Origin of the sequence: Bosea sp. 685 (assembly GCF_031884435.1) — a bacterium.
In the GTDB taxonomy this organism is placed as follows: domain Bacteria; phylum Pseudomonadota; class Alphaproteobacteria; order Rhizobiales; family Beijerinckiaceae; genus Allobosea.
Genome location: NZ_CP134779.1, coordinates 5,290,166 through 5,311,508, shown reverse-complemented (window position 1 = coordinate 5,311,508; position 21,343 = coordinate 5,290,166). Strand labels below are relative to the sequence as shown.

General features: G+C 65.2%; 18 protein-coding genes. 7 read left to right on the top strand and 11 right to left on the bottom strand.

Going from position 1 to position 21,343, the window contains the following annotated elements:
* Window positions 1–266: 266 nt before the first annotated feature.
* From RMR04_RS26040 to RMR04_RS25995, 10 genes are all read right to left on the bottom strand, one after another.
* Window positions 267–1,589 carry a glycoside hydrolase family 130 protein gene (locus RMR04_RS26040; protein ID WP_311911389.1) on the bottom strand — a complete coding sequence of 441 codons (1,323 nt, stop codon included), beginning with the start codon at window positions 1,587–1,589 and terminating at the stop codon, window positions 267–269.
* Between the two features lie 37 nt (window positions 1,590–1,626).
* Window positions 1,627–3,912, bottom strand: coding sequence for a glycosyltransferase family 4 protein (locus tag RMR04_RS26035; RefSeq protein ID WP_311911388.1), 2,286 nt, complete (start codon window positions 3,910–3,912; stop codon window positions 1,627–1,629).
* Window positions 3,909–4,868, bottom strand: a complete 960-nt coding sequence (locus RMR04_RS26030) for a class I mannose-6-phosphate isomerase (RefSeq protein WP_311911387.1) — start codon at window positions 4,866–4,868, stop codon at window positions 3,909–3,911. Before RMR04_RS26030 ends, RMR04_RS26035 begins: the two co-directional genes overlap by 4 nt.
* A 310-nt stretch (window positions 4,869–5,178) precedes the next feature.
* Window positions 5,179–5,592 carry a DUF1236 domain-containing protein gene (locus RMR04_RS26025; protein ID WP_311911386.1) on the bottom strand — a complete coding sequence of 138 codons (414 nt, stop codon included), beginning with the start codon at window positions 5,590–5,592 and terminating at the stop codon, window positions 5,179–5,181.
* A gap of 771 nt (window positions 5,593–6,363) precedes the next feature.
* Window positions 6,364–6,738: a response regulator gene (locus tag RMR04_RS26020; protein ID WP_311911385.1), complete on the bottom strand. Its 375-nt coding sequence runs from the start codon at window positions 6,736–6,738 to the stop codon at window positions 6,364–6,366.
* 47 nt (window positions 6,739–6,785) lie between these two features.
* A complete protein-coding gene (locus RMR04_RS26015; RefSeq protein WP_311915953.1) occupies window positions 6,786–9,194 on the bottom strand; it encodes a CheR family methyltransferase in 2,409 nt (802 codons plus the stop codon).
* Complete coding sequence (locus RMR04_RS26010; protein WP_311911384.1) at window positions 9,077–9,982, bottom strand: chemotaxis protein CheB; 906 nt, start codon at window positions 9,980–9,982, stop codon at window positions 9,077–9,079. The genes RMR04_RS26015 and RMR04_RS26010 overlap by 118 nt, the downstream gene beginning before the upstream one ends.
* 554 nt (window positions 9,983–10,536) lie before the next feature.
* Complete coding sequence (locus RMR04_RS26005; RefSeq protein WP_311911383.1) at window positions 10,537–11,163, bottom strand: hypothetical protein; 627 nt, start codon at window positions 11,161–11,163, stop codon at window positions 10,537–10,539.
* A gap of 204 nt (window positions 11,164–11,367) precedes the next feature.
* On the bottom strand, window positions 11,368–12,273 hold the full coding sequence (locus RMR04_RS26000) for an alpha/beta fold hydrolase (RefSeq protein ID WP_311911381.1): 906 nt from the start codon (window positions 12,271–12,273) through the stop codon (window positions 11,368–11,370).
* A gap of 18 nt (window positions 12,274–12,291) precedes the next feature.
* Entirely contained in the window at window positions 12,292–12,927 is a 636-nt protein-coding gene (locus RMR04_RS25995; RefSeq protein WP_311911380.1) for a DUF2239 family protein, read from the bottom strand.
* Between the two features lie 105 nt (window positions 12,928–13,032).
* On the opposite strand from RMR04_RS25995, the gene RMR04_RS25990 reads away from it, so the two are divergent.
* Window positions 13,033–13,365, top strand: a complete 333-nt coding sequence (locus RMR04_RS25990) for a GIY-YIG nuclease family protein (protein ID WP_311911379.1) — start codon at window positions 13,033–13,035, stop codon at window positions 13,363–13,365.
* Between the two features lie 158 nt (window positions 13,366–13,523).
* Here the strand turns inward: RMR04_RS25990 and RMR04_RS25985 are convergent, their stop codons facing one another.
* On the bottom strand, window positions 13,524–14,003 hold the full coding sequence (locus RMR04_RS25985; RefSeq protein WP_311911378.1) for an Lrp/AsnC family transcriptional regulator: 480 nt from the start codon (window positions 14,001–14,003) through the stop codon (window positions 13,524–13,526).
* A 150-nt stretch (window positions 14,004–14,153) separates the two neighbouring features.
* Here RMR04_RS25985 and RMR04_RS25980 point away from each other — a divergent pair, with 150 nt between their 5' ends.
* The 6 genes from RMR04_RS25980 to RMR04_RS25955 all read left to right on the top strand — a co-directional run bounded on the left by RMR04_RS25980 (window position 14,154) and on the right by RMR04_RS25955 (window position 21,249).
* Entirely contained in the window at window positions 14,154–15,350 is a 1,197-nt protein-coding gene (locus tag RMR04_RS25980) for a diaminopropionate ammonia-lyase (protein ID WP_311911377.1), read from the top strand.
* 11 nt (window positions 15,351–15,361) lie between these two features.
* Window positions 15,362–15,991, top strand: coding sequence for a glutathione S-transferase family protein (locus RMR04_RS25975; protein WP_311915952.1), 630 nt, complete (start codon window positions 15,362–15,364; stop codon window positions 15,989–15,991).
* The gene (locus tag RMR04_RS25970) at window positions 15,988–17,151 is read left to right on the top strand and encodes a M20 aminoacylase family protein (protein WP_311911376.1); all 1,164 of its coding nucleotides are present in this window, start codon (window positions 15,988–15,990) and stop codon (window positions 17,149–17,151) included. The genes RMR04_RS25975 and RMR04_RS25970 overlap by 4 nt, the downstream gene beginning before the upstream one ends.
* 154 nt (window positions 17,152–17,305) lie before the next feature.
* Window positions 17,306–18,814 carry a lyase family protein gene (locus RMR04_RS25965; RefSeq protein WP_311911375.1) on the top strand — a complete coding sequence of 503 codons (1,509 nt, stop codon included), beginning with the start codon at window positions 17,306–17,308 and terminating at the stop codon, window positions 18,812–18,814.
* A 336-nt stretch (window positions 18,815–19,150) separates the two neighbouring features.
* Window positions 19,151–20,083 (top strand): dihydrodipicolinate synthase family protein, encoded by a 933-nt coding sequence (locus RMR04_RS25960; RefSeq protein WP_311911373.1) that lies wholly within the window; start codon window positions 19,151–19,153, stop codon window positions 20,081–20,083.
* On the top strand, window positions 20,080–21,249 hold the full coding sequence (locus RMR04_RS25955) for a mandelate racemase/muconate lactonizing enzyme family protein (RefSeq protein ID WP_311911372.1): 1,170 nt from the start codon (window positions 20,080–20,082) through the stop codon (window positions 21,247–21,249). Before RMR04_RS25960 ends, RMR04_RS25955 begins: the two co-directional genes overlap by 4 nt.
* Window positions 21,250–21,343: the final 94 nt, after the last annotated feature.

Here is a 21,343-nt window from a genome sequence, read left to right as displayed (position 1 = left end):
CAACGGGCTCAGCACGATTTCGAAAGGGAGTTCGCCAGAGACGCGCCGAAGCGCGAGAAAAAACAGCCAACCAGACAAATATCGGCGAGACCAACCTAGGTGAATAATTTCAGAAAGTCAAATTTCAGGGCTCTCATAATTTAAATGGATGCTGAAATTGGCTACCGAAATCAAGCAAAGTCATATCGAAATCAATACAAATCGATGCCCTTTTCGACAGGAGAGGCGAATTTCCCGGGCCGCCTGCCGGCAGCGGCTCGTCTCCGTCACACGCCGGTTCCCGCATCGCGGCGTTCCATGGCTTGCAGGAGTGCAGCGATCTTGATCGTCGCGAAATTGCAGAAGGTGTCGGAGACGGCATAAGGCAGGATGATCTGGTCGTTATGGCGTATCGCCCCGCAGGTATAGACGACGTTGGGAACATAGCCTTCGCGCTCGGAGGGTTCGGGGCGGACGAAGGGCTCGCGCGAGCGCGCCAGCACTTTCGACGGGTCCGCCTTGTCGAGCAGAACCGCTCCGATCGCGTATTTCCGGACCGGCCCGACGCCATGGGTCAGGAGCAGCCAGCCTTCGTCGAGCTCGATGGGCGAGCCGCAGGTGCCGATCTGGATGAATTCCCAGGGGAATTGCGGCTTCAGCAGCGCGACGCCGCCGGCCTCCCAGGTCAGGAGATCGTCGGAATAGATCAGATAGAGGTTCTCGCTGTCCTGCCGCGCGATCATGGCGTAGCGGCCATTGATCTTGCGCGGGAACAGCGCCATGCCCTTGTTGACGGCTGCCGAGCCCCGCAGCGGCGACATCCGGAACGACAGGAAGTCGCTGGTCTCGATCAATTCGGAGCGGATGCCCCGGCCATTATAGGCCGTGTAGGTCGCGCGGAACACGGTCTTCCCGTCATCCTCGAAGGCGACGAAGCGCGCATCCTCGATGCCGTTCGACTGGGCTGCGGTCACGGGGAAGATCACCCGCTCGCTGATGTCGCCATCGGCGGAGAAGATGACCTCGACGTCCTCGCCGTCGAGGCGCGCCATCCGGTTCCTCAAGGTCGCGATCGAAGCCAGACGCGATGTCGGGTCGATGCTGACGCTGCCATCGGCTGCGATCGAGCCGGAGCGGAATGTCAGGGATGAGATATGCCCCTCTCCAACGGCGCGAAGGCTCAGGATGAAGCGGCGTCCGCCCGGAGGCGCTCCGGACTGGTCGGGATGCGAAACGATGCTCGGATTGAACAGCGCCGCCGCCTCGAAGGAATATTCATGCAGGAAGTAGGATCCGACCAGCCGGCGCTGGACCTGGCTGAATTCGCCATGTGTCGCGAAGGCCTCCTCCATCTCGTCGGCGCGGGCCTCGAAGCGTTCCAGCAGGTTGCGGTGCCGGCCCTTGAAATTCTCCAGCACCTCGGCGAGCAGGCTCTCCGCCGTCGCGGCATCGAGCGACAGGACCCGCTCGACGATATGGTTCGCCCGGATCTTGTCGGTGTGGTTGAGATCCCTGGGCTCCGCCTGTGGGCCGAACCGGCGCACCACGACCCTTGCGGGGTCGGGGCGCAGATACAGGGCCTGCCGGTTCAGGAAGGTTGATTGGGACAAGGCGACCCCAGTCTGTTTGTGCGTGCTCGCCGGAGGCTCAGGCGTGCAAGGCCCGAAGCGGCGCCAGTTTCGGGCGATCCCCGCTGATGCGGGCTAGCTGGCGAATCTCGGCGAGGCTGATGAGGTAGGATACCACGGATTCGCCGCCGCGGTTCTCATTCGGTCGGTCGCGATGCAAGCCGTCGCGACAGGCGCCCGTGTCCAGATCGACCAAGGGCGATGAGAGATCATTATGTCCCAGGAACCAGGCGAAGGCCCGCGCGGCCTCAGCCCGCCATTGCGGATCGCCGTCCGCGCGCCAGGCGGCAAGGGAGGCGGAGATCGTCGCGGTCGCTTCCAGCGGCTGCTGGTCGAAGGCTTTGGGCGCGCAGCGCTTGTCGCCGAAACTGTCCGAGCCGACCGGCCTGAACAAGCCCGCTGGCGTGGTCTGCAGGCCTGTAAGCCAGCGCAGCGAGCGCAAGCCGGCCTCGACATAGGCCGGAACCTTCATCGAAACGCCGGTCGCGATCAGCGCCTGGGGCAGGCGCGCATTGTCATAGGACAACCCGTCCTCGAACCAGACCCAGTCCGGCGTCTCGACCGCCGACATCAGGCCGAGCAGCCGGTCGGCCAGCAGCGTGCGCAGCCAGATCGCCGTCGCCGGCGCACCGGCAATCGCGCAATAGGCGTCCAGGCCGAGCAGGGCGAAGCCCCAGGCACGGGGCGAGGTGAATTCCTCGACCACGGGCAAGGCTTCCGCGAACAGGGCAGCGGCCCATTGCCGGCGCGATGGGCTGATATCGCTACGCGCGCATTCGCCAAGCGCCCAGAGTGTCCGTCCGTGGCTGTCTTCCGAACCGGTATCCTCGAGCCAGCGCCGGTCGAAGCTCATGAAATTGCGGAATCGCCGCGTATCGGGGTTCCAGGCATGCTGGACGAACGAGGCGAAACGCGCCGTCAGGGCTTCCGACAGGCGTGGCTCTCCGGTGCTGTTCAGCATGCAGGCGAGGAGCAGCGCCCGGGCATTGTCGTCGACGCAGTAGCCATGCGCACGATCGGGCACGGAATGGACGGCGTGCTGGAACAGGCCGGTATCGTCGCACATGCTCAGGAAATGGCCCGTCCGCATCTCGGGAGGCGCGGCGATCTGCGGCAAGGGCTTCGCCTGGGCTGCACCCGCGACCACAGTCAGGAGGCGACCCCGGCGCGCCGTCTCGAACGCCGTGAGATAGCGCTTGGCGGTGCGCTCCCATGTCATCGAGCGGCTGCTCGCATAGGCGCGCAGCCGCATCGCCTGCCGTCGGCTGTCATCGGTCAGAAGGCCTGCGATCTCGTCGCCGATGGCAACCGCATCGCCGAATGGCACCAGGACGCCGCGACCATCCGCGAGCAGTTCCTGCGCGTGCCAGTACGGCGTCGATACGACCGCTTTGCCCAGGCCGAAGCTGTAGGCCAGCGTCCCGGATGTCATCTGCGCCTCGTTGAGATAGGGCGTGACATAGACGTCGCACATCGAGATGAAGCCGAGCAGCGTTGCCTGGTCGACGAACTGGTCGAGGAAGACCACGTGATCCTCGACGCCGAGTTCGCGCACGCGATTCATCAGGCTGGCGCGATAGGCCTCGCCTTGCTCGCGGACCAGATTGGGATGCGTCGCGCCCAGAACCACATAGACCGCGTCGGGACGACGGCGCAGGATCGAAGGCATCGCGTCGATCATCACCTCGATGCCCTTGTTGGGCGACAATAGCCCGAAGGTCAGGATGACGGAGCGGCCGCTGAAGCCGAGCCTGGCCTTGGCTTCGTCAGGCTCGAGAAAGGCGAAGGCGGGAATGCCGTGTGGGATGACCTCGATCTTGTCGGCGGGGAGCCGGTAGACTGTCCGCAGCAAGTCGCGCGCCTTCTCGGCCATGACCACGACCCGCGCCGAGGCGTCGATGATCCGCTCCATGACGTCGCGCTGCACGGCAGTCGGCGCGGACAGGACGGTATGCAGGCTGGTGACGACCGGCACCGTCAAGCGCGACAACAGCGCCATGATGTGGCCCCCGGCTTCACCGCCGAAGATCCCGAACTCGTGCTGGAGCGAGACGACGTCGAACCTGCCATCATTCACGAAATCGGCAGCGCGTGCGTAATCCTCCAGTTGCTCGTCGCGAACCTGGCAATGGACGGAAGGCGGGTAGTCGTAGCCATGGCCATGGTCGTTCATGGCTATGATCGACGTGTCCACACCCGCACCCGACGACGCGATCGCCTGCTCCAGATCGGTGGTGAAGGTCGCGATGCCGCAGCGGCGCGGGAGCGAATTGCCGATAAAGGCGATGCGGTGGAGCGGGCTCATGGTCGTGCCTCCGTGACGGGGATCGTTGAACCCGCGAGCGCGGGGAGGGGCAGGGGCGGCTGGAAAGCGGCGTTGCCCGGTGCAAGCGCCGCGCTCGCGTCAAGCGCGCGCAGAAGATCGTGGCTCGGCCTGGCGGCCTCATAGGCCAGGAGACAGGTCAGGCCATCGCGCCCTGCCTTGATGCGCATCGTCTGGGCCTCGATGAAGCAACCCTCGCCGACGCCCGCCTGGGATGGTCCGAGTTGAGCATCGCCAGTGATGACGACCAGCCAGGTCTCGTGCCTGGCGTCCAGCTCCCAGGCCGAGCCGGCCGCCAGATCGAGCCGTTCGAGGACGAAATACGGGCTCGCGACGAGCAGGGTCCTGGTGTCGCTCAGGCGCTCGGGCGGCGCCTGGTTCTCTGCGGGCCCGGCATGGGCGGCGGCGACACCCCGCTCGATATGAAGTTCGCGCGCACGGCCATGGTCGAACAGGCGGAACGTCGTATCGCTGCGTTGCTGAATCTCTGCGAGCACGAGGCCCGCGCCGATCGCATGGATCGTTCCCGCTGGCACGAAGATGACGTCGTCCTTGACGGCTTTGCGCCATTGCAGGTGCTCGGTGATCGAACCGTCCGCGATGGCGGAGCGCAACTGCTCGCTTGTGAGGACGGACGTCAGCCCAACGCCGACCGTGGCCTCCGGCGTAGCGGAGAGGATGTACCAGGCCTCGGTCTTGCCATGTGCCTGCCCCATCGCCTGCGCGAGCGCATCGTCGGGATGGACCTGGATCGACAAAGCCTCCTGCGTGAACAGCAATTTGAGCAGCAAGGCAGGCTCGGGCGTCTTGGGATCGCGCCGCTGAAACCAGAGCTCGCCGATCGCGACGCCGTCATGTCCGGCCTCACTCCACGGCAAAAGATCGGTCGATCCCCAGAGCTTGGGCACGATCTCCACACGGGTCTGCTCAAGCGCCATCTCGGTCTCCTCGTTCACATTGCCGGCGATCGCTCGACAGGGCTGTCGAGCGATGCGGCAATGGTCGGCGACGGCCTTCAATGGCGCAGATGTCGAGGGGCAAAGCCCGTCACGAGCGGCATCGTTGCGCGAATTAGAGCGTTTTCGAACGAAACGGATATCGGTTCGCGTGAAGAAAACGTGTTAAAACAATGCTCTAGCGCGCATCGAACGGGCCAAGGCCCACCCCATCGCTGGAGCAGGCCTGTGACCCGATATAGAGGAGCGGCTGCGCGTGAAGGCGCGGCTACTTCTGGGTCAGGCTTCCGGCTTACTGGATGACCTGCACGACGCGGTGGGTCCTGGGATCGACCAGAACGGTGCGGTTGTTGACCACCGTGTAGCGATAATTGGTTTCGCCATATTCGCGCGGCACCTCGTAATAGGTGACGCCTTCATTCGGCAGTGTCGCGCCGACGACGACCGGCTCGGCATAGGTGTAGGACGGGCGGCGCTGCTCCACGACATAGGTCTGGAACCGCGGCGTCTGATCACCGATGATCGCACCGACCACCGCTCCGCCAACACCGCCGACGACGGCACCAACCGGGCCGCCGACGATCGCGCCGCCAACCGCTCCGGTTGCCGCGCCGCCAACCGCGCCGCCAGCTGCCGGAGCATTCTGGGCAAAGGCCATCGCAGGAACGATAGCTATGGCGGAAATAAGGGCAAATGTCTTCAGCATGGAAGTAATCCTTCGCATGAACCAGTTGGGATGGATATCCCGCGGATTGGTCAGGTGGCTTTAAAACACGCAGATTACAGAAAAGTTCCGCCTGTTTATTTTGCGATATCGTCGATCGATCAGGGGAATTCTGAAAAATATTTGGATAAAAGCCAGGGATATCAGGCTCAGATCAGGATTTTGCTATCCGCCTCAGAGCCGGTTTGGAAACCCCAGCCCTCATCCTGAGGAGCCGCGAAGCGGTGTCTCGAAGGATGGTTCAGATGGTTCCGGAGCCTCCTGGAGCATGCCGCTCATCCTCAGAACCACGCCGTGATCCCGGGCGTAGCGCTCGGGTCCGATCTTCGATCGGCCTAAGAGCCCGGCCTGAAATGAACCGAGCCATATCAGGGGCTTGCGATCGCTCGCTGTCACCCGCGCCGTCATCCTGGACAAGCGGCGTCAGCGGCGCAGATCCGGGATCCATCGTAGAGCGCGGTTCCCTACGATGGATCCCGGGTCGAAGCTTCGCTTCGCCCAGGATGACGGCGCATGGTGATCGAGGCAGAGCCATTGAAATCTTTGGATTCATTTCGGGCCAGGCTCTAAGGATAAACTCCGCGCAGACCCGCGATCCGAAGCGCGTCATGGTCGGGCTTGACCCGACCATCTCGTAAACCAGTGCCCTCTGGTCATGAGATTCTCGGGGCAAGCCCGAGAATGACGCTCTACGATGGATCCCGGAGCTACGATGTCCAAACGGGCTGTCACGCCCCGATCCGGCGGTAGGGGTCAAACCTGCGGGATCAGCCCGATCAGCATGTCCACGAGCCGCTCGGACATGACGGGTTTGGCGTAGACGAGAAGGTCGGGATAGCGCGCCTTCAGTGAAGGCGGCAGTCCGACGCCGGTCTGGAAGATCAGCGGAACGCCGCGCGCGACCAGGATTTCGACGACCGGCGTCACGTCGCCGTCGCTCAAATTCACGTCGAGGATAGCGGCGGTCACACGGCTCGATGCGAGCAGGCTAAGAGCTTCGCGCACGCTTCCTGCCGGCCCGACGACAAGACAGCCCGCATCCTCGACCGCCAAGGCAAGGTCGAGGGCGATGAACGGCTCGTCATCGACAATCAGGATCGCCGGCAACAGGGGGGTGGCGTGGAGCAAGGCAGGACTCCTGCTCCAATCGCGAGCACTGGTAGATTAAAACGATTTTACTGAAGCAATCGTTCCATTGGTGCCGATAGGCGCACGATCAGCCCTTCCGCCTTCCAGTCATAGGTGAGCACACCTCCGAGTTGGCCCTCGATGCTGCGGCGTGCGAGCAGGCTTCCAAACCCCTGCCCAATCGGCGGACCAGCGACCGCCGGCCCGCCACGCTCCTCCCAGATCAGCGACAGAGCGCCCTTCCCAACAGACCAAGAGATGGCGATATGACCGTCCGAGGACGATAACGCGCCGTATTTGGTGGCGTTCGTCGCCAGCTCATGCAGAACCAGCGCAAGGCTGGTGACCGCCTGCCCACCTAGCGGCACGCTTGGGCCATCGACCGTGACGCGCTCCCGATCACCATCCTGCTCGCGATAGGGCGAAGCGATCGCGCTCGCCAGCGCATCGAGTGTCGTGCCCCCTTTGATCGCTTCGCCGCCCCCGCCCAGTGCCGGGATGATCAGTTCATGCGCGCGCGCAAGGGCCTCGAGCCTGCCCCGGATCGCCCTGGCCATGTCCTGCGGCGTGCCGGCCGAGCGTGCGCTGAGCGAAACCACGCCGTTGGTGACCGCGAACAGGTTCTTAATCCGATGGTTCAGTTCGCGGACCAGGAGATCCTGCGTCTCCTCCGCCTTCTTGCGCTCATTGATGTCGATGAAGGTGATCACGACGCCATCGACGACATTGTCCATGGTGCGGTAGGGCCGCATCCGCATCAGGAAGCTCATGCCATGATGCTTGATCTGCACCTCGCGTTCGACGACCGAGAGCTCGCGCAAGACCTGGCGCGCATCGTCCTCGATCTCGTCATAGCCGAGCATGGAGGTGATGTCGGTGATCGGGCGCCCGCGATCGGTGTCGCGCAGATGAAAGATATCGGTCATCTTCGGCGTGAAGCTTTTGATGCGCAGATTGCTGTCCAGGAAGCTGGTGGCGATCTCGGTGCTGTCGAGCAGGTTCTTCAGGTCGCTGTTCAGGTGCGTCAGCGCCTCGTTCTTGCTGACCACCTCGGCATTGACGGTCTGAAGCTCCTCATTGATCGACTGCATCTCCTCCTTCGAGGTTTCCAGCTCCTCGTTCGACGATTGCAGCTCCTCATTGGCCGATTGATACTCTTCCGCCGCGGCCCGTCTTTCCTCGTTGATCGTTTCCAGCTCGTCGACCGTCGCCTGCAACTGCATCCTCACCGTCAGCAGTTCGTGCTCCATGGCGGCCGTGGCGGCGGTTTCGCTCGCAATGGTCGCCTTCCTGCTGCGGCTGAGCGCGCGTATGCCGTCGTCGCGAAAGGCGACGACGCATAATCCCCCCTCACTGAGCGGCTCGACGATGACGGTAACGGCCCGGATCTGCCCATCGATCCGGACCGGCACGGCCTCATGCACCGCCGCGGCTTTCTTGGCGAGCGCCTGCTGCAGCGTGCTTCGCACGACCGGCCGCAAGGCCTTTCGCAGGATGCCGAAGAGGTTGAGGCTCGCCGCGCCCGATGAAGGTTCGAGATAGTGCCCGGCCTCGCCACCGGAAAAGCGCAGGATGTCGTGGTGCTTGTCGATGACGACATAGGCGGGGGAATATTTCTCGAGCGCCCGGCGCGCGGTCTTGTCGATCCGGTCTTCTCCCGGACTTGCCGCCGGCCCGACGGATGGCAGCTCCCGGGCAGCGGCGGACGACACGCGAAGCGCGACGTCCGGCAAGGTGGTAGCCGCATCCTCGCGCCGGAAGATGCGATGCTTCTTGTCGCTGTCGGCAAAGAGCCTGCTCTGGCGCGTCATGCTTTCCGAGGGCCCGAGGAACAGCATGCCATCCGGCTTGAGCGCGTAATGAAAGGTTTTCAGCACGCGGTCCTGCAGGGCCGCATTCATATAGATCAGCAGATTGCGGCAGGAGATCAGATCGAGCTTGGAGAAGGGCGGGTCCTTGGTGACGCTGTGGGTCGAGAACACGCACATCTCGCGGATCACCTTCACCGGGCAATACGCGTCGCCGTCGGGGGAAAACCATTTCGCGAGCCGCTCTAGCGTCAAGCCGGTGACCTTGCGGTAGCGTGCCTGGCGGGCGAAGGCGATCGCGGCGTTGTCGATGTCGGTGCCGAAGATCTGGACTCTCACCGCGCTCGGTTGCTGCGCAATGATCTCCCTGACGAGAATGGCGAGTGAATAGACTTCCTCCCCCGTGGCGCAGCCCGGCACCCAGATCCGGACGGTGTCATCGTCGCGCTGGTCGCCGGCAAATCTCGGCATCAAGGCAGTCTGCAGCGCCTTGAAGGCCTCGGGGTCGCGGAAGAACTGGGTCACCCCGATCAGGAGTTCGCGGAAGAGCAGATCGATCTGGGCCGGATCGTCGTGCAGGCGGGCGATATAGGCCGGGACCTCATCGATCTGCAGCACCTGCATGCGGCGCTGGACGCGGCGGACCAGGGTCTTTTCCTTGTAATGGACGAAGTCATGGCCGATCTGGGCGCGCAGCAAGGCGCTGATCGTGACCAGATGTCCGGCCGCGTCGCGCCGCGTGCCATCACCGTCCTTGCGCGGCGCGACCAGAGAGAGTGGCGTTGATGGTCGAGCAGCCGCGCCGGCATCTGCTCGACCGGCATCACCTCATCGACGAAGCCGGTCGCCGTGGCGCTTTGCGGCATGCCGCTCATCGCAATGTGGTCGGACTCCGCCTGAGCCAGAGTGAGGCCGCCATTTTCCTTGACCGCCGACAGGCCGAGCGCGCCGTCACTGCCGGTGCCTGAGAGCACGATGCAGACGGCATTTTCGCCCTGGTCCTCGGCAAGCGAGGTGAAGAACGTATCGATCGGCCGGCGCAAGGCGCGTGGCGGTGCGGGTTTGGAGACCCGCAAGCGACGGTCCCGAAGGATCAGGGTCGCGTTCGGCGGAATGACATAGACCGTGTTTGCCGCCGCGATCACGCCGTCTTCGGCTTCCAGCACGGGCATGCCAGTCGTTCGCCCCAGCAGGTCGGTCAGCACGCTCTTATGGTCGGGCGCCAGATGCTGGATCAGTACGAAGGTCATGCCGCTTTCAGCCGGCATGCTCGTCAGGAAGGCCTTGAACGCATTGAGTCCGCCGGCCGATGCGCCGATGCCGACGACCAGGCCGTGGCCGTCCGGCGACAGCTTCGAGGCGCCCGGCTCCGAAGAGCGCAGGCTCGCGGCCTTTCGGGCGGCTTCGATCGTGTCGCTGCGGCTCTGCTGGGTCATGAGATCCGCCTGGGCTTACGCAATACGCGGCGGTGGTCTGGCGCGAAGAAGGAGGCCGCTTGCCGAAAGGCGCTCCCTTGCAAAATCCTCGCGATATTGGAAAGGCCAGGCCGCTTCGTCCCCCGACTGGAGGCACCCTAGACCCAAGTTTCACCGGGGTCCATCGCTAGAGGCTGTTAGCGACTCTGGGGGTGATTTGACGCTGGCGATTTTGCGCGAATGCCAGGAGTACGAGGACGCAAAGAGTTCGAGGACGCAAACCTTCCGGTTTGCTACGAAGAACGACGCCGCAGTCGCGCAAAATCACCGCGCCCTGCAGGTGAGGTGAAAACGGCGGAGCTGCAGCGTCGCATCGCTTGCCGATACCGATGGTATCGCCTGCGCAATGCTCCTCCCATCTCCGCCGTTTTGACCTCATCAAATCATCCCCGGAGTCGCTAACAGCCTCTAGGCCTCATCGAGACGGCGCGTGAAAGAACGCGGCGCTCTTTCCGCAAGAGATGCGAGGCTTCGAAGGGGCTGGGATGTGCTGGTTCTCACGGTCCATACAACCTCTAGGCTCGCTTGAGCAGCCACGCGGTGAAGCGCTCACGGAGGCTGTTCAGCATGCGGATCATGGGGTCGCTTTCGATGATCGGCCCGCCGCCCAAAGCGAGGCCCAGGGCGCCACCCGTCCCTTTCGTGACGCTTTGGGGAAAGGTCAGCAGCGTCTTGCCGGTTCGTGCGTCGACCACGTCGATGCTTGCGGTCAGCGTGTTCTCGTCGCCGGACTGTCCCGATAGCAGCGTCGCCCCGAAACGCGCATTGCCGTCGAGGATCAGAGCGTCGTGCATCGAGACGACGATGCGCACGGGCCGGGTTCCGTGGAGCCCGCCTTGCAGCGGCCCAATGAACGAGGTCTTCACCCGCTGGGAGAACTGGCTGGCGATGTAGGCGCGGTATTCTTCGAGCGGCAGGGCGGGCTCGATGATCTGCTGGGGGAGGCCGCGCTCCTCGCTCGGCTTGACGATGATCTCGAGCCCTTTGAGCTTCCTGAAGTCGTGTGCAGCCGACATCCAGCCGGAACGCGCCACGGGTGCGACGATGCCCTCGACCGAAACCACCTTCCACGTCTTGATTTCGTCGACCGAGAGCGGAGGTGTGCTCGTCACGCAGCCGGCGAGGGCTGCCGTCAGCGCCAAGGCAAAAAGGCGACGTGTCGGCATAAGCGGTATCTCCCCATACCCGCCTCCGGCGAGCCTCAGGGGCGGGCTTATCGACCGGCCGAACACGCGCATAGAGGGTGAAACGTCTGCAGTACCGCTTGTTGCGCAATGTGTCCGCTTCACAACACAGGCGGGAGCGCTTCGGACTTGGCGATCGCCGGCATTCCAGCCGGCTGTTCTTCAAGCTTTCTGAAACCGAGCGCTGCGCGCGTTTTCGACGATCGCCCGAACCACCCTGTTGTAAAGCGGCGCGGGCAGGTCGTGGCCCATGCCGTCGATGATCATGAGGCGGGCGCCGGCGATCGAGGCCGCGATGTCCGCGCCGGCTGCCTTTGGGACCAGGGGATCATCCGCGCCATGCACCGCCAGGGCCGGCGCGGTGACGTGGCTCAGGCGCGGGCGCAAATCGCCGGTCGCGGCGATGGCGGCGATCTGGCGGCTCGTGCCGGCTGGATCATAGGACCGTTCCAGCTCGCTCATGATGAGCGCGCGCTGGGCCGTCTCGTCGAAGCGATAGCCCGGACCGGCGATGCGACGCGCGAAGGCGAGGCTGTGGGCGAGATATCCCTCGAGGTCCACTGAAGGAGCCGGTGCTGGTCGCATCAGCATCGCCATGACCTCCGCCCCTGCCTTGGGAAGCTCCGGATTGCCGGTGCTGGACATGATCGCGGCGAGTGACAGGGTGCGATGCGGATAAGTGCTCGCAACGATCTGCGCGATCATCCCGCCCATCGAGCGGCCAACCAGATGGGCCTGCTCTATTCCCAGCGCGTCGAGCAGGCCGAGCGCATCGCTCGCCATGTCATCGAGCGTGTAGGGAACCGCGAACGGCCGCCCGCCGGCGGCAGCCGCCGACAGGGCGGCGAAATCCGGGGCGGGCTGGTCGTACAGATGCATCGACAGGCCGGCATCGCGATTGTCGAACCGTATCACGCGAAAGCCCTGCACTGTCAGCCTGTCGCAAAACTCCGGGCTCCATCGCAGCATCTGCGTGCCCAGGCCCGCTATCAGCAGGATCACCTCGCCATCGACAGGGCCGAAGCTTTCATAGGCGATCGTGACCCGGTTCGTTTCGACATAGGGCATGGCCTGGCGCTCCTCTCCTCACGCCTCAGTCGGCGGGACGTGATCGCCCCAGGCCAGGCGCAGCGTGTGGTTGCGAATGTCCTGCGGCCAGGTCGCCATATGCGCTTCCATGCGGGGCCGGTCGTCGGCAAACAAGGCGCGCGTCGCCTCCTCGAAGCCGGCGAGGTTGCCCGCCATCGCCGAGATGAAGCGATAGGCCGTTTCCCGTGCCATCCGCCGCTGTTGGCTCACGCCGCCGGCGCGCCGGGCCTGCTCGACCAGACGTCGCAAGGTCGCTGAAGCGCCACCTTGCTGCACGGCGAGCCAGTCCCAATGCCGGGGCAGCAAGGTCACCTCGCGAGCGATCACGCCGAGCTTCGGGCGGCCCTTGCCGCGCGGTCCGGCTGCCGTCTCCTCCTCCGTCTGCCGTGGCTGGGCCGGTGGTGGGGCCAGTTGCGCGGCGAGTGCGGGCAAGCGCGCGATCACATCGGCCTCGGTGCCGCGGAGATCGAAATCGATCACGTGTCCCGAGGCGTCGTCGAAGACGAGCAGGGGCTGGAGCGAGCCGCCATCGGCCGCCGCCTTCACCGCAAGGGCGACCTCCGCGAGGGCGCCCGAGGCCAGCCGTCGGGGCCCTTCGAAGGCGGTGCATGATGGGGCGGATGGGTCGGACATGGCGGGGCCTCGCGTTTTCTCGCTTTATATCCGGGTAAAAATATCCTATGTCAATATCACCCGGGTGATATTGAGCGCGAGTCTTTGGCAGAGAAGGAGAGCGGCATGCGTGCCGAGGACAGGAAAGCGGCCATTTCCGCTTACAAGGAACGCAAGCTCATCAGCGGCGTCTATCTGATCCGCTGTGCCGTGTCGGGAGAGGCTTGGATCGGCGCATGCGCCGAGCTGAGCACCATCCAGAACCGGATCTGGTTCACGCTGCGCTTCGGGAACCACCCGAACAAAGCCTTGCAGCAATGCTGGGCCGAGCACGGAGCCGAGGCGTTCTCTTTTGAGCCGCTCGAGCGGCTGGAGGAGGACGATCCCTATATCCGGAGCGCGCGGCTCAAGGAGCGGGCCGCGCATTGGTGCGAGCGGCACAAGGCGGGGCGGCTGTAAGGGCTCGTCTGGAAACTCCGCGAGCCCTCATCCTGAGGAGCGCTCCGCAGGAGCGCGTCTCGAAGGATGCTCCAGGAGGCTCCCGAACCATCTGGAGCATCCTTCGAGACGCCGCTGCGCGGCTCCTCAGGATGAGGGCTCATGTTTCCAGACGGGCTCTAAGCCACCGGGACGGCAAGGCCCGCCTTGACGCGGTCCATGGCGACGAAGGTGCGAAATTTGCGGATATTGGCGTTGTCGAAGAAGAGCCGGCGCGTCAGCGCCTCATAGGCCGCCATGCTCGGCACCAGCACGACGAGCATGAAGTCGACATCGCCCGTCACATAATAGCATTGCTGCACCTCGGGCGCGGCCAGGAAGCGGCGCTTGGCCTCGTCGATGTCCCCGGCGGTTTCGCTGACGAGCTCGACCTCGACGAAGATCGTGATGGGATGACCGAGCGCGGCGGGATCGACGATCGCGACATTGGCCTGGATGACGCCGGACTGCTCCATCCGCCGGATCCGGCGCTGCACGGCCGGCGCCGACAGGTTCACACGCTCGCCTATGACCCGCTGCGGGGTGGTGTTGTCCTGTTGCAGGATCGCGAGAATGGCCCGGTCGAAGGCATCGAGCGGATGGGTCGGACTCTCGGGCACGGCGATCTCACGAAACACATTTGCGACGAAGCAAACTTGCCACGAAACAAACTTGCCACGAAACAAACTTGCATTGAGCGCCCCGGATTGCAGCGCCTTTTTCGTGCCGCTTGCAATATTCCTTCGAGACCGCATTCAAGCGAGGTCGCGATGTTCCTGCTCAACCAGCATGCCGATTACCGCAGCGGGCTTGCTCCCGTCGATGCCGAGACGCTCGGCGGCGCGGGAGCCGACGCGATCGGGCGCCATCTCGCCGAGCGCAGCGACCAGGCGGTGACGCCGCTCCATGCTTTGCCGGGGCTGGCAGTCGAGTTGGGCATCGCGGCCTTGCATGTGAAGGATGAAGGCCATCGTCTGGGGCTCGGCAGCTTCAAGGCGCTGGGCGGGGGCTATGCGGTTATCAGGCTGGTGCTGGAGGCCGCCGAAATGCGGCTCGGCCGGAGCCTGGGCGACGCTGCATTCCGGGAGCCCGAGATTCGCGCTGTCGCCGCGGAGATGACCTTCGCCTGCGCCACTGACGGCAATCATGGCCGCTCGGTCGCGCAGGGTGCGCAGCTCGCCGGGGCGAAGGCGGTGATCGTCGTCCACGCCGGCGTCAGCGAGGAGCGGATCGCGGCGATCGCCCGCTTCGGCGCGCAGATCCTGCGCGTCGCCGGAACCTATGACGATTCCGTCGTCGAGGCCGCCCGCATCGCCGGCGAGAAGGGCTGGATTGTCGTCTCCGACACCTCCTGGGACGGTTATGAGCGCATCCCCGGCCTTGTCATGCAGGGCTACACCGCGCTCGTGCGCGAGGCCTTGCAGCAGCTTCCCTCCAGGCCAACGCATGTCTTCGTCCAGGCCGGTGTGGGCGGAATCGCGGCGGCGGTGGCCGCGCATCTGGCGCTCGTGCTGGGCGAGGCGCGGCCGGTCTTCACAGTGGTCGACCCCGCCCGCGCGGCCTGCATCGTCGAGACCGCCAGGGCGGGCAGGCCGGTCAAGGTGGCCCATGGCGAGTCCACGGTCATGGCGATGCTGGAGTGCTACGAGCCGTCCCCCATCGCCTGGCGCGTGCTGTCGCGGGTCGCGGACGGCTTCATGACGGTCGCGGATGCGGATGCTGTCACGGCAATGAACCGCCTGGCCCGCCCCAAAGCGGGAGATCCTGCGATCGTTGCTGGCGAGAGCGGTTGCGCGGGCCTGGCCGGGCTGATGCGCGCGGCGGCGGACCCGGCCATCCGGCAGGCGCTTGGTCTCGACACCGCGTCGTGCGTGCTGGTGATCAATACCGAGGGCGCAACCGATCCCGAGCGCTACGCGAAACTCGTCGGGCTGACGCCGGCTGAGGTCGCGGGCAGGGCGGCGTGATGTCCGGCACTTTGACGCTGCTTTACCAGAGCCATTCCCCCTATGCCCGCAAGGTGCTGGTCAGCGCCCATGAGCTCGGGCTCGCCGACAGCATCGAAGTCGTCCCCCACGAGACCAGCCCGACCAACCGCAACGACGCCGTCTTCGCGGCCAATCCACTTGGGAAAGTGCCGGTGCTGCTGACGCCGGATGCCGGCGCGCTCTTCGATTCGGTCGTCATCTGCGACTATCTCGACCGGCTCGCCGGCACAGGCCGGCTGATCCCGCACGAGGGGCCGGCGCGCTATGAGGCGCTGCGTTTGCAGGCCTTGGCTCAGGGCCTGTGCGATGCCGGCATCGCGCTGCGCTGGGAGACGGTGCGGCGTCCGGAAGCCTTGCGCTATCCGCCCTTGGCACATGGACAGGCGATGAAGCTGCTCGAAGCCTATGAGCATCTGGAAACGCAAGTCGAGTTCGGGGCGCGGGTTAATATCGGCCAGATCGCACTGGCAACGGCGCTGGCCTGGCTCGAATTCCGCGACCTGCCCGGGTTCCGCAAATGCGCGCCGCGGCTCACCGCCTGGTATGACGATTTCTGCCAGCGGTCCTCGATGCGCGCCACACCCTATGACGGCGAAACGCAGGATGGAGGACCGCAATGACGACGTTCGATCATGACGCGCTGGTGGCCGAGATGACCGCCTGGCGGCGCGATCTCCACGCCCATCCCGAGCACGGCTTCGAGGAGAACCGTACAGCCGCCTTCGTCGCGGCCAAGCTGCGCGAGTTCGGCCTGAGCGAGGTCGCGGAAGGCGTCGGCGGTACCGGCGTCGTCGGCACGCTGACATGCGGGACGGGTAACCGGGCAATCGCGCTGCGGGCCGATATGGACGCGCTGCGCATCACCGAGCAGGGCGATCATGCCCATCGCTCCCGGACGCCGGGCGTCATGCATGCCTGCGGGCATGACGGGCACACCGCGATGCTGCTCGGCGCCGCAAAAATGCTGGCGGAGCAGGGTGGTTTCGACGGCACGGTGCGCTTCATCTTCCAGCCGGCGGAGGAATGGGGCAGGGGCGCGCTCGCCATGCTCGCCGACGGGCTGCTGGAGCGCTATCCCTTCGAGGAGATATTCGGGCTGCACAACATGCCCGGGCTTGCCGTCGGGCAGTTCCAGACCAAGGCGGGGCCGATCATGTCGGCCGAGGACAATTTCGAGATCGTGCTCAAGGGCGTCGGCGGCCATGCGGCACGTCCGCAGATCGGCAATGAGGTGCTCGTCGCCGCCTGCGCGCTCGTCACCAATCTCCAGACCATCGTCTCGCGCCGCCTGAGCCCGACCGATATTGGTGTCGTCTCCGTCACTGAATTGCTGACCGACGGCACCCGCAATGCGCTGCCGGGCCTCGCCCGCATCCTTGGCGATGCGCGCAGCTTCGCGCCGGAGATCAGCGCCAGGATCGAAGAGCAGATGGGCATCATCGCCCAGGGCACCGCGCTGTCCTACAACGTCACAGCCGAGATGACGTATACGCGCGAATTCGTGCCGCTGCTGAACGACGAGGCCCTGGTCGAGGAGGCCTTCACCGCTGCGCGTGAGGTCTTCGGCAATGCGGCGGTGACGACGGCGCGCGAGCCGATGACCGGCTCGGAGGATTTCGCCCGCTTCCTGGAGCATGTGCCGGGCTGCTTCGCCTTCGTCGGCAATGGCGAGGCGTCCTCCCCGCTGCACAACCCGACCTACGACTTCAACGATGAGGGCCTGATCTTCGGCGCGCGCTTTCATGCCGCGATCGCGCGTCAGCGCCTGCCCGCCGCATAGGCTATTCGTCCGAGCAGGGCGGAACTCTCTTTGGCGCATTCGCCGGAGGCTGTAGCTTTCACTCCGAACCACGTCCTGGTCGCGACCGGAGCGGAATGCGGCCTGGGTGCGATCGCTCCGGAGGTTGCTAGGGACTATGGGGAGGACAAGAACCATGCTCGGAACAAGAACGGCTTTTGCAGCGCTGCTGGCGATGGCTTGTGCGGCTACGGCCAACGCGCAATCGGCGCCCAAGCGCGACGAATTCTACTGGCTGGGCGAGATCAACAAGGCGAGCGCCGTCATCAACACGGATGAGGGGTTGCTCGACCCCGCCCTCGCGCCACGGATCGCGGCAGGCCTCGACAGCATGCTCAAGGCGGCGGAGAAGCCCGGCGCCAAGCGGCCGACGCTGGTCATCACCTTCGAGCCGCTGCTGATCGAAGCCGCAGGCGTCGAGGCGACCCTGCTGCATGCCGGCCGTTCGAGCCAGGACATGCTTGCCACCGTGCGTGCGGCGATCATGCGCGACGAATTGCTGCGGCTGGACGAGCGGCTGCGCAAGGTCACGGCCACCATGGTCCGGCTCGCCGAGAAGCATGTCGACACCATCGTGCCGAACTACACCAATGGCGTCGCCGCCCAGCCCAACAGCTATGGGCACTATTTGCTGGGCCATGTCGCGGGCCTGGATCGTGATGCGCAGCGCCTGCGCGAGGCTTTCGCCCGGCTCGATCGTTCGCCGATGGGCACGACCGTGTTGAACGGCACCAGCTGGCCGCTGAACCGGAACCGCATGGCCAGCTATCTCGGCTTCGCGGAGACGGTCGACAACGCCTATGACGCGGCCCAGATCGCCGCAGCCGAGCTGCCGGTCGAGGTCGGCGCGCTCGCCACCAGCATCGCCTTGCATGCCGGCGCCTTCGTCGAAGACGTCATGACCCAATATGCGCAGCCGCGTCCCTGGATCCTTTTGGCGGAGGGCGACGGCAACACCTATGTCTCCAGCGCCATGCCGCAGAAGCGCAATCCCGGCCTGCTCAACAGCACGCGCAGCCAGGCCTCGAGCGTGATCACTGCGGGTATCGGGCGTGTCATCCAGGCCCACAACATTCCGCCCGGCATGAGCGACGTGAAGAGCGTGCGCGACAATGCCGCGGTGATCACCGGCACGATTGCGATGCTCGATGGCTGGGACCGGATCCTGAACGGGCTGGTCATCGATCCCGCCCGGGCGCTCGAAGAGCTCAACAGCGACTGGACGGCCTCCCAGGAAATCGCCGATGTGCTGATGCGCACATATAAGCTGCCCTTCCGCGTCGGCCACCACTTCGCCTCCGAGGTGGTCGACTACGCCAAGGTGAACAATATCCGGCCCACGGATTTCCCCTATGCGGAAGCCCAGCGGATCTACAAGGCCACGCTGAAGGAGATGAATGTGACGGGTTCGGAGCTGCCGCTGAGCGAGGCGGAGTTTCGCGCCACGCTCGATCCGCTCGCCATTGTCCGCAACCGCGCCACCGCCGGCGGGCCGCAGCCTGCCGAGATGGCGCGGATGCTGGGTTTAGCCAAGCAGAAGCTGGCGCAGCAGGAGCAATGGACCAAGGAGCGGCGCGGCAGGATCGATACCGCGCTTGCGGCGCTCGATCGCGATTTCGGAAAGCTTCTGGAACGCGCCAAATGACGGCTGCGCACCGCGGATAGTTTATTTGGACCCTCTTTAACTGGGGCCCCATCCTCTGCGCCATTCCGGGCTCGATCCTTCGGGGCCGCTTGGAATGACGGCGTGGTTTTGAGCGCAAGCAGCACGCTCTTGCCGACGCCACTTGCGCGGCCTCCGGCGTTCCACATCACCCCAACCTCGAATCGCAAACTCGGCTTCGGCAACCCTCGACGACGCTCCAGTCGTCGAAGGCAGCCGAGGATCGCCGCGACGCGGCTTGACCTGATTGGGAGCGCGAACTACGATCCATATATAATAACAATCGATCCAACATATGGATCAATGGGAGGTTAAGTCGTGTTGCAGGGCATCCTTCCGGTGCTGCCGACGCCGTTCACGGTGGAAGGCGGCATCGATGCCGCCGCCATGGCGCGGGTCACCGATTTCGCGCTTGGCGCTGGTGTGGACGGTGTCGTCTTCCCCGGCTTCGCCAGCGAGGTCGACGATCTCACCGCAGTGGAACGGGCGGCCTTGCTGAAGGTCGTGGTCGAGCGCGTCGCCGGCAGGGTGCCGATCGTCGCGGGCGCCAGTGCCGCCAGTGTTGCGGAAGCGGTCGGCCATGCCCGCGAGGCAATGGGTTTCGGCGTCTCGACCGTGATGATCCAGGCGCCCAAGAGCGTCGGCGCCGGCTTCGAGGCCGTCGCTGCCTTCTACAGGGATATCGCCGATGCGGTGCCCGGCCTCGAGATCGTCCTGCAGAATGCGCCGGCGCCGCGCGGCTCGGATCTGAAGCCCGAGACGATCCTCGACATCGTCCGCAGCAACCCGGCCATCACTTATGTCAAGGAGGAGACGCTCCCCTCGGGGCTGGCGATCTCGGCGCTCATCGCCGGCAAGCCCGCCCATCTCAAGGGCGTGATCGGCGGCGGTGGGGCGCGCTACTTCATCGACGAATATAATCGCGGCGCCTGCGGGGCGATGCCGGCGGTCGAGCTTTCCGATGTCCATGTCGCGATGGACCGCGCCTTCCGCGCCGGCGAGATCGGTCGTGCCCGCGAACTCTACATGCGCACGCTGCCGCTGCTGGTGATCCAGGCGAATTTCCGCATGGCCTTCACCAAGCATGTGCTGTCGCGGCGCGGCGTTCTCGACAATCGGGTCGTGCGCGCCAAGGTGCCCCCGATGGACGCCCATGACCTCGCCGAGATCGACGCCTGGCTCGATGCGGCAGGCGATCTGATGCAGCCGGCGGCTCCACCCAGCATGCGTGTCGCCGGAGCGCGGGGATGAGCGAACGGGTCGCCAAGGTCGAGGTCTTCTCGATCACCATTCCGCGCGACACGCCCTATCTCGGTGCGCTGCGCGAGGGCGAGACCGTCAACGCGCGCGGCTATGTCGTGCGCAAGGGCAACCGCACCGTCTATCCCGTGGTCGACCGCACCGTGGTCGTGCGCGTGGAGACGACGGGCGGCGCGGTCGGCTGGGGCGAGACCTATGGCATCGTTGCGCCCGGCGCCGCGATGGCGATCATCGACGATCTGCTCGGCCCTTTCGTCATCGGCCGCGACCCGCACGATGTCTGCGTGATCCATGACGATCTCTACGATCTGATGCGGGTGCGCGGCTATACCGGCGGCTTCTATTGCGACGCGCTGGCAGCGATCGACATCGCGCTCTGGGACATCTGCGGCAAGCTTGCGAACCTGCCATTGGTCAAGCTGCTGGGCGGGCAGCGCCATGAGCGCCTGCCGGCCTATATCTCCGGCCTGCCCAAGCCGACGCGCGGCGAGCGCGCCGATTTCGCGGCTGAGTGGCAGGCGCAGGGCTTCGACAGCTTCAAATTCGCCGCGCCCGTCGCCGATGACGGTGTCGTCGCGGAGATGGAGAGCCTGCGCGCGCGGCTCGGGCCCTCCGTGCGCATCGCCTGCGACATGCATTGGGTCCATGGCGGCGAGGAGGCTGTCGCGCTCATCAAGGCGATGGAGCCGCACGGCCTTTGGTTCGCCGAGGCGCCGGTCAAGCCCGAGGATCTCGACGGGCTCAGCCTCGTTGCCTCCCGCGTCGCGACACCCATTGCGGCGGGCGAGGAGTGGCGCACCGTCTATGACCTCGTGCCGCGCGTGGCGCGCCGCGCCTGCGCGATCATCCAGCCCGAGATGGGGCATAAGGGCGTGACCGAGTTCATGCGCATCGGCCTCTATGCCCAGGCGCATCATCTCAAGCTCATTCCCCATGCCACGATCGGCATCGGGCTGTTCCTGGCCGCGAGCCTGCACGCCAGCTCCGCCCTGGCCGCGGTGGAGTGCCACGAATACCAGCACTCGATCTTCGAGCCCAATCGCCGCCTGCTCGTCGGCGACATGGATTGCCGCGAGGGCCTCTACAGCTTGCCGACGGGCGCGGGGCTGGGCGTCGAGCCGTCCAAAGCGGCGCTGGAGCTTCTGCGCAAACACTAAAAACAAAACACGCACTAAAAACAAAATATGACCGGGGAGGTCACGTCATGCCGAGGACCAGAGCGTTTTCAAGCGAAGTGGAAACCGGTTCGCG

Bases quoted from the DNA above. Each gene is read 5' to 3' on its own strand.
- RMR04_RS25990 (WP_311911379.1), top strand. From the start codon at position 13,033: ATGCGTGCCGAGGACAGGAAAGCGGCCATTTCCGCTTACAAGGAACGC.
- RMR04_RS25955 (WP_311911372.1), top strand. From the start codon at position 20,080: ATGAGCGAACGGGTCGCCAAGGTCGAGGTCTTCTCGATCACCATTCCG.
- RMR04_RS26030 (WP_311911387.1), bottom strand. From the start codon at position 4,868: ATGGCGCTTGAGCAGACCCGTGTGGAGATCGTGCCCAAGCTCTGGGGA.
- RMR04_RS25965 (WP_311911375.1), top strand. From the start codon at position 17,306: ATGCTCGGAACAAGAACGGCTTTTGCAGCGCTGCTGGCGATGGCTTGT.
- RMR04_RS25980 (WP_311911377.1), top strand. From the start codon at position 14,154: ATGTTCCTGCTCAACCAGCATGCCGATTACCGCAGCGGGCTTGCTCCC.
- RMR04_RS25970 (WP_311911376.1), top strand. From the start codon at position 15,988: ATGACGACGTTCGATCATGACGCGCTGGTGGCCGAGATGACCGCCTGG.
- RMR04_RS26035 (WP_311911388.1), bottom strand. From the start codon at position 3,912: ATGAGCCCGCTCCACCGCATCGCCTTTATCGGCAATTCGCTCCCGCGC.
- RMR04_RS25995 (WP_311911380.1), bottom strand. From the start codon at position 12,927: ATGTCCGACCCATCCGCCCCATCATGCACCGCCTTCGAAGGGCCCCGA.
- RMR04_RS26000 (WP_311911381.1), bottom strand. From the start codon at position 12,273: ATGCCCTATGTCGAAACGAACCGGGTCACGATCGCCTATGAAAGCTTC.
- RMR04_RS26010 (WP_311911384.1), bottom strand. From the start codon at position 9,982: ATGACCCAGCAGAGCCGCAGCGACACGATCGAAGCCGCCCGAAAGGCC.
- RMR04_RS26025 (WP_311911386.1), bottom strand. From the start codon at position 5,592: ATGCTGAAGACATTTGCCCTTATTTCCGCCATAGCTATCGTTCCTGCG.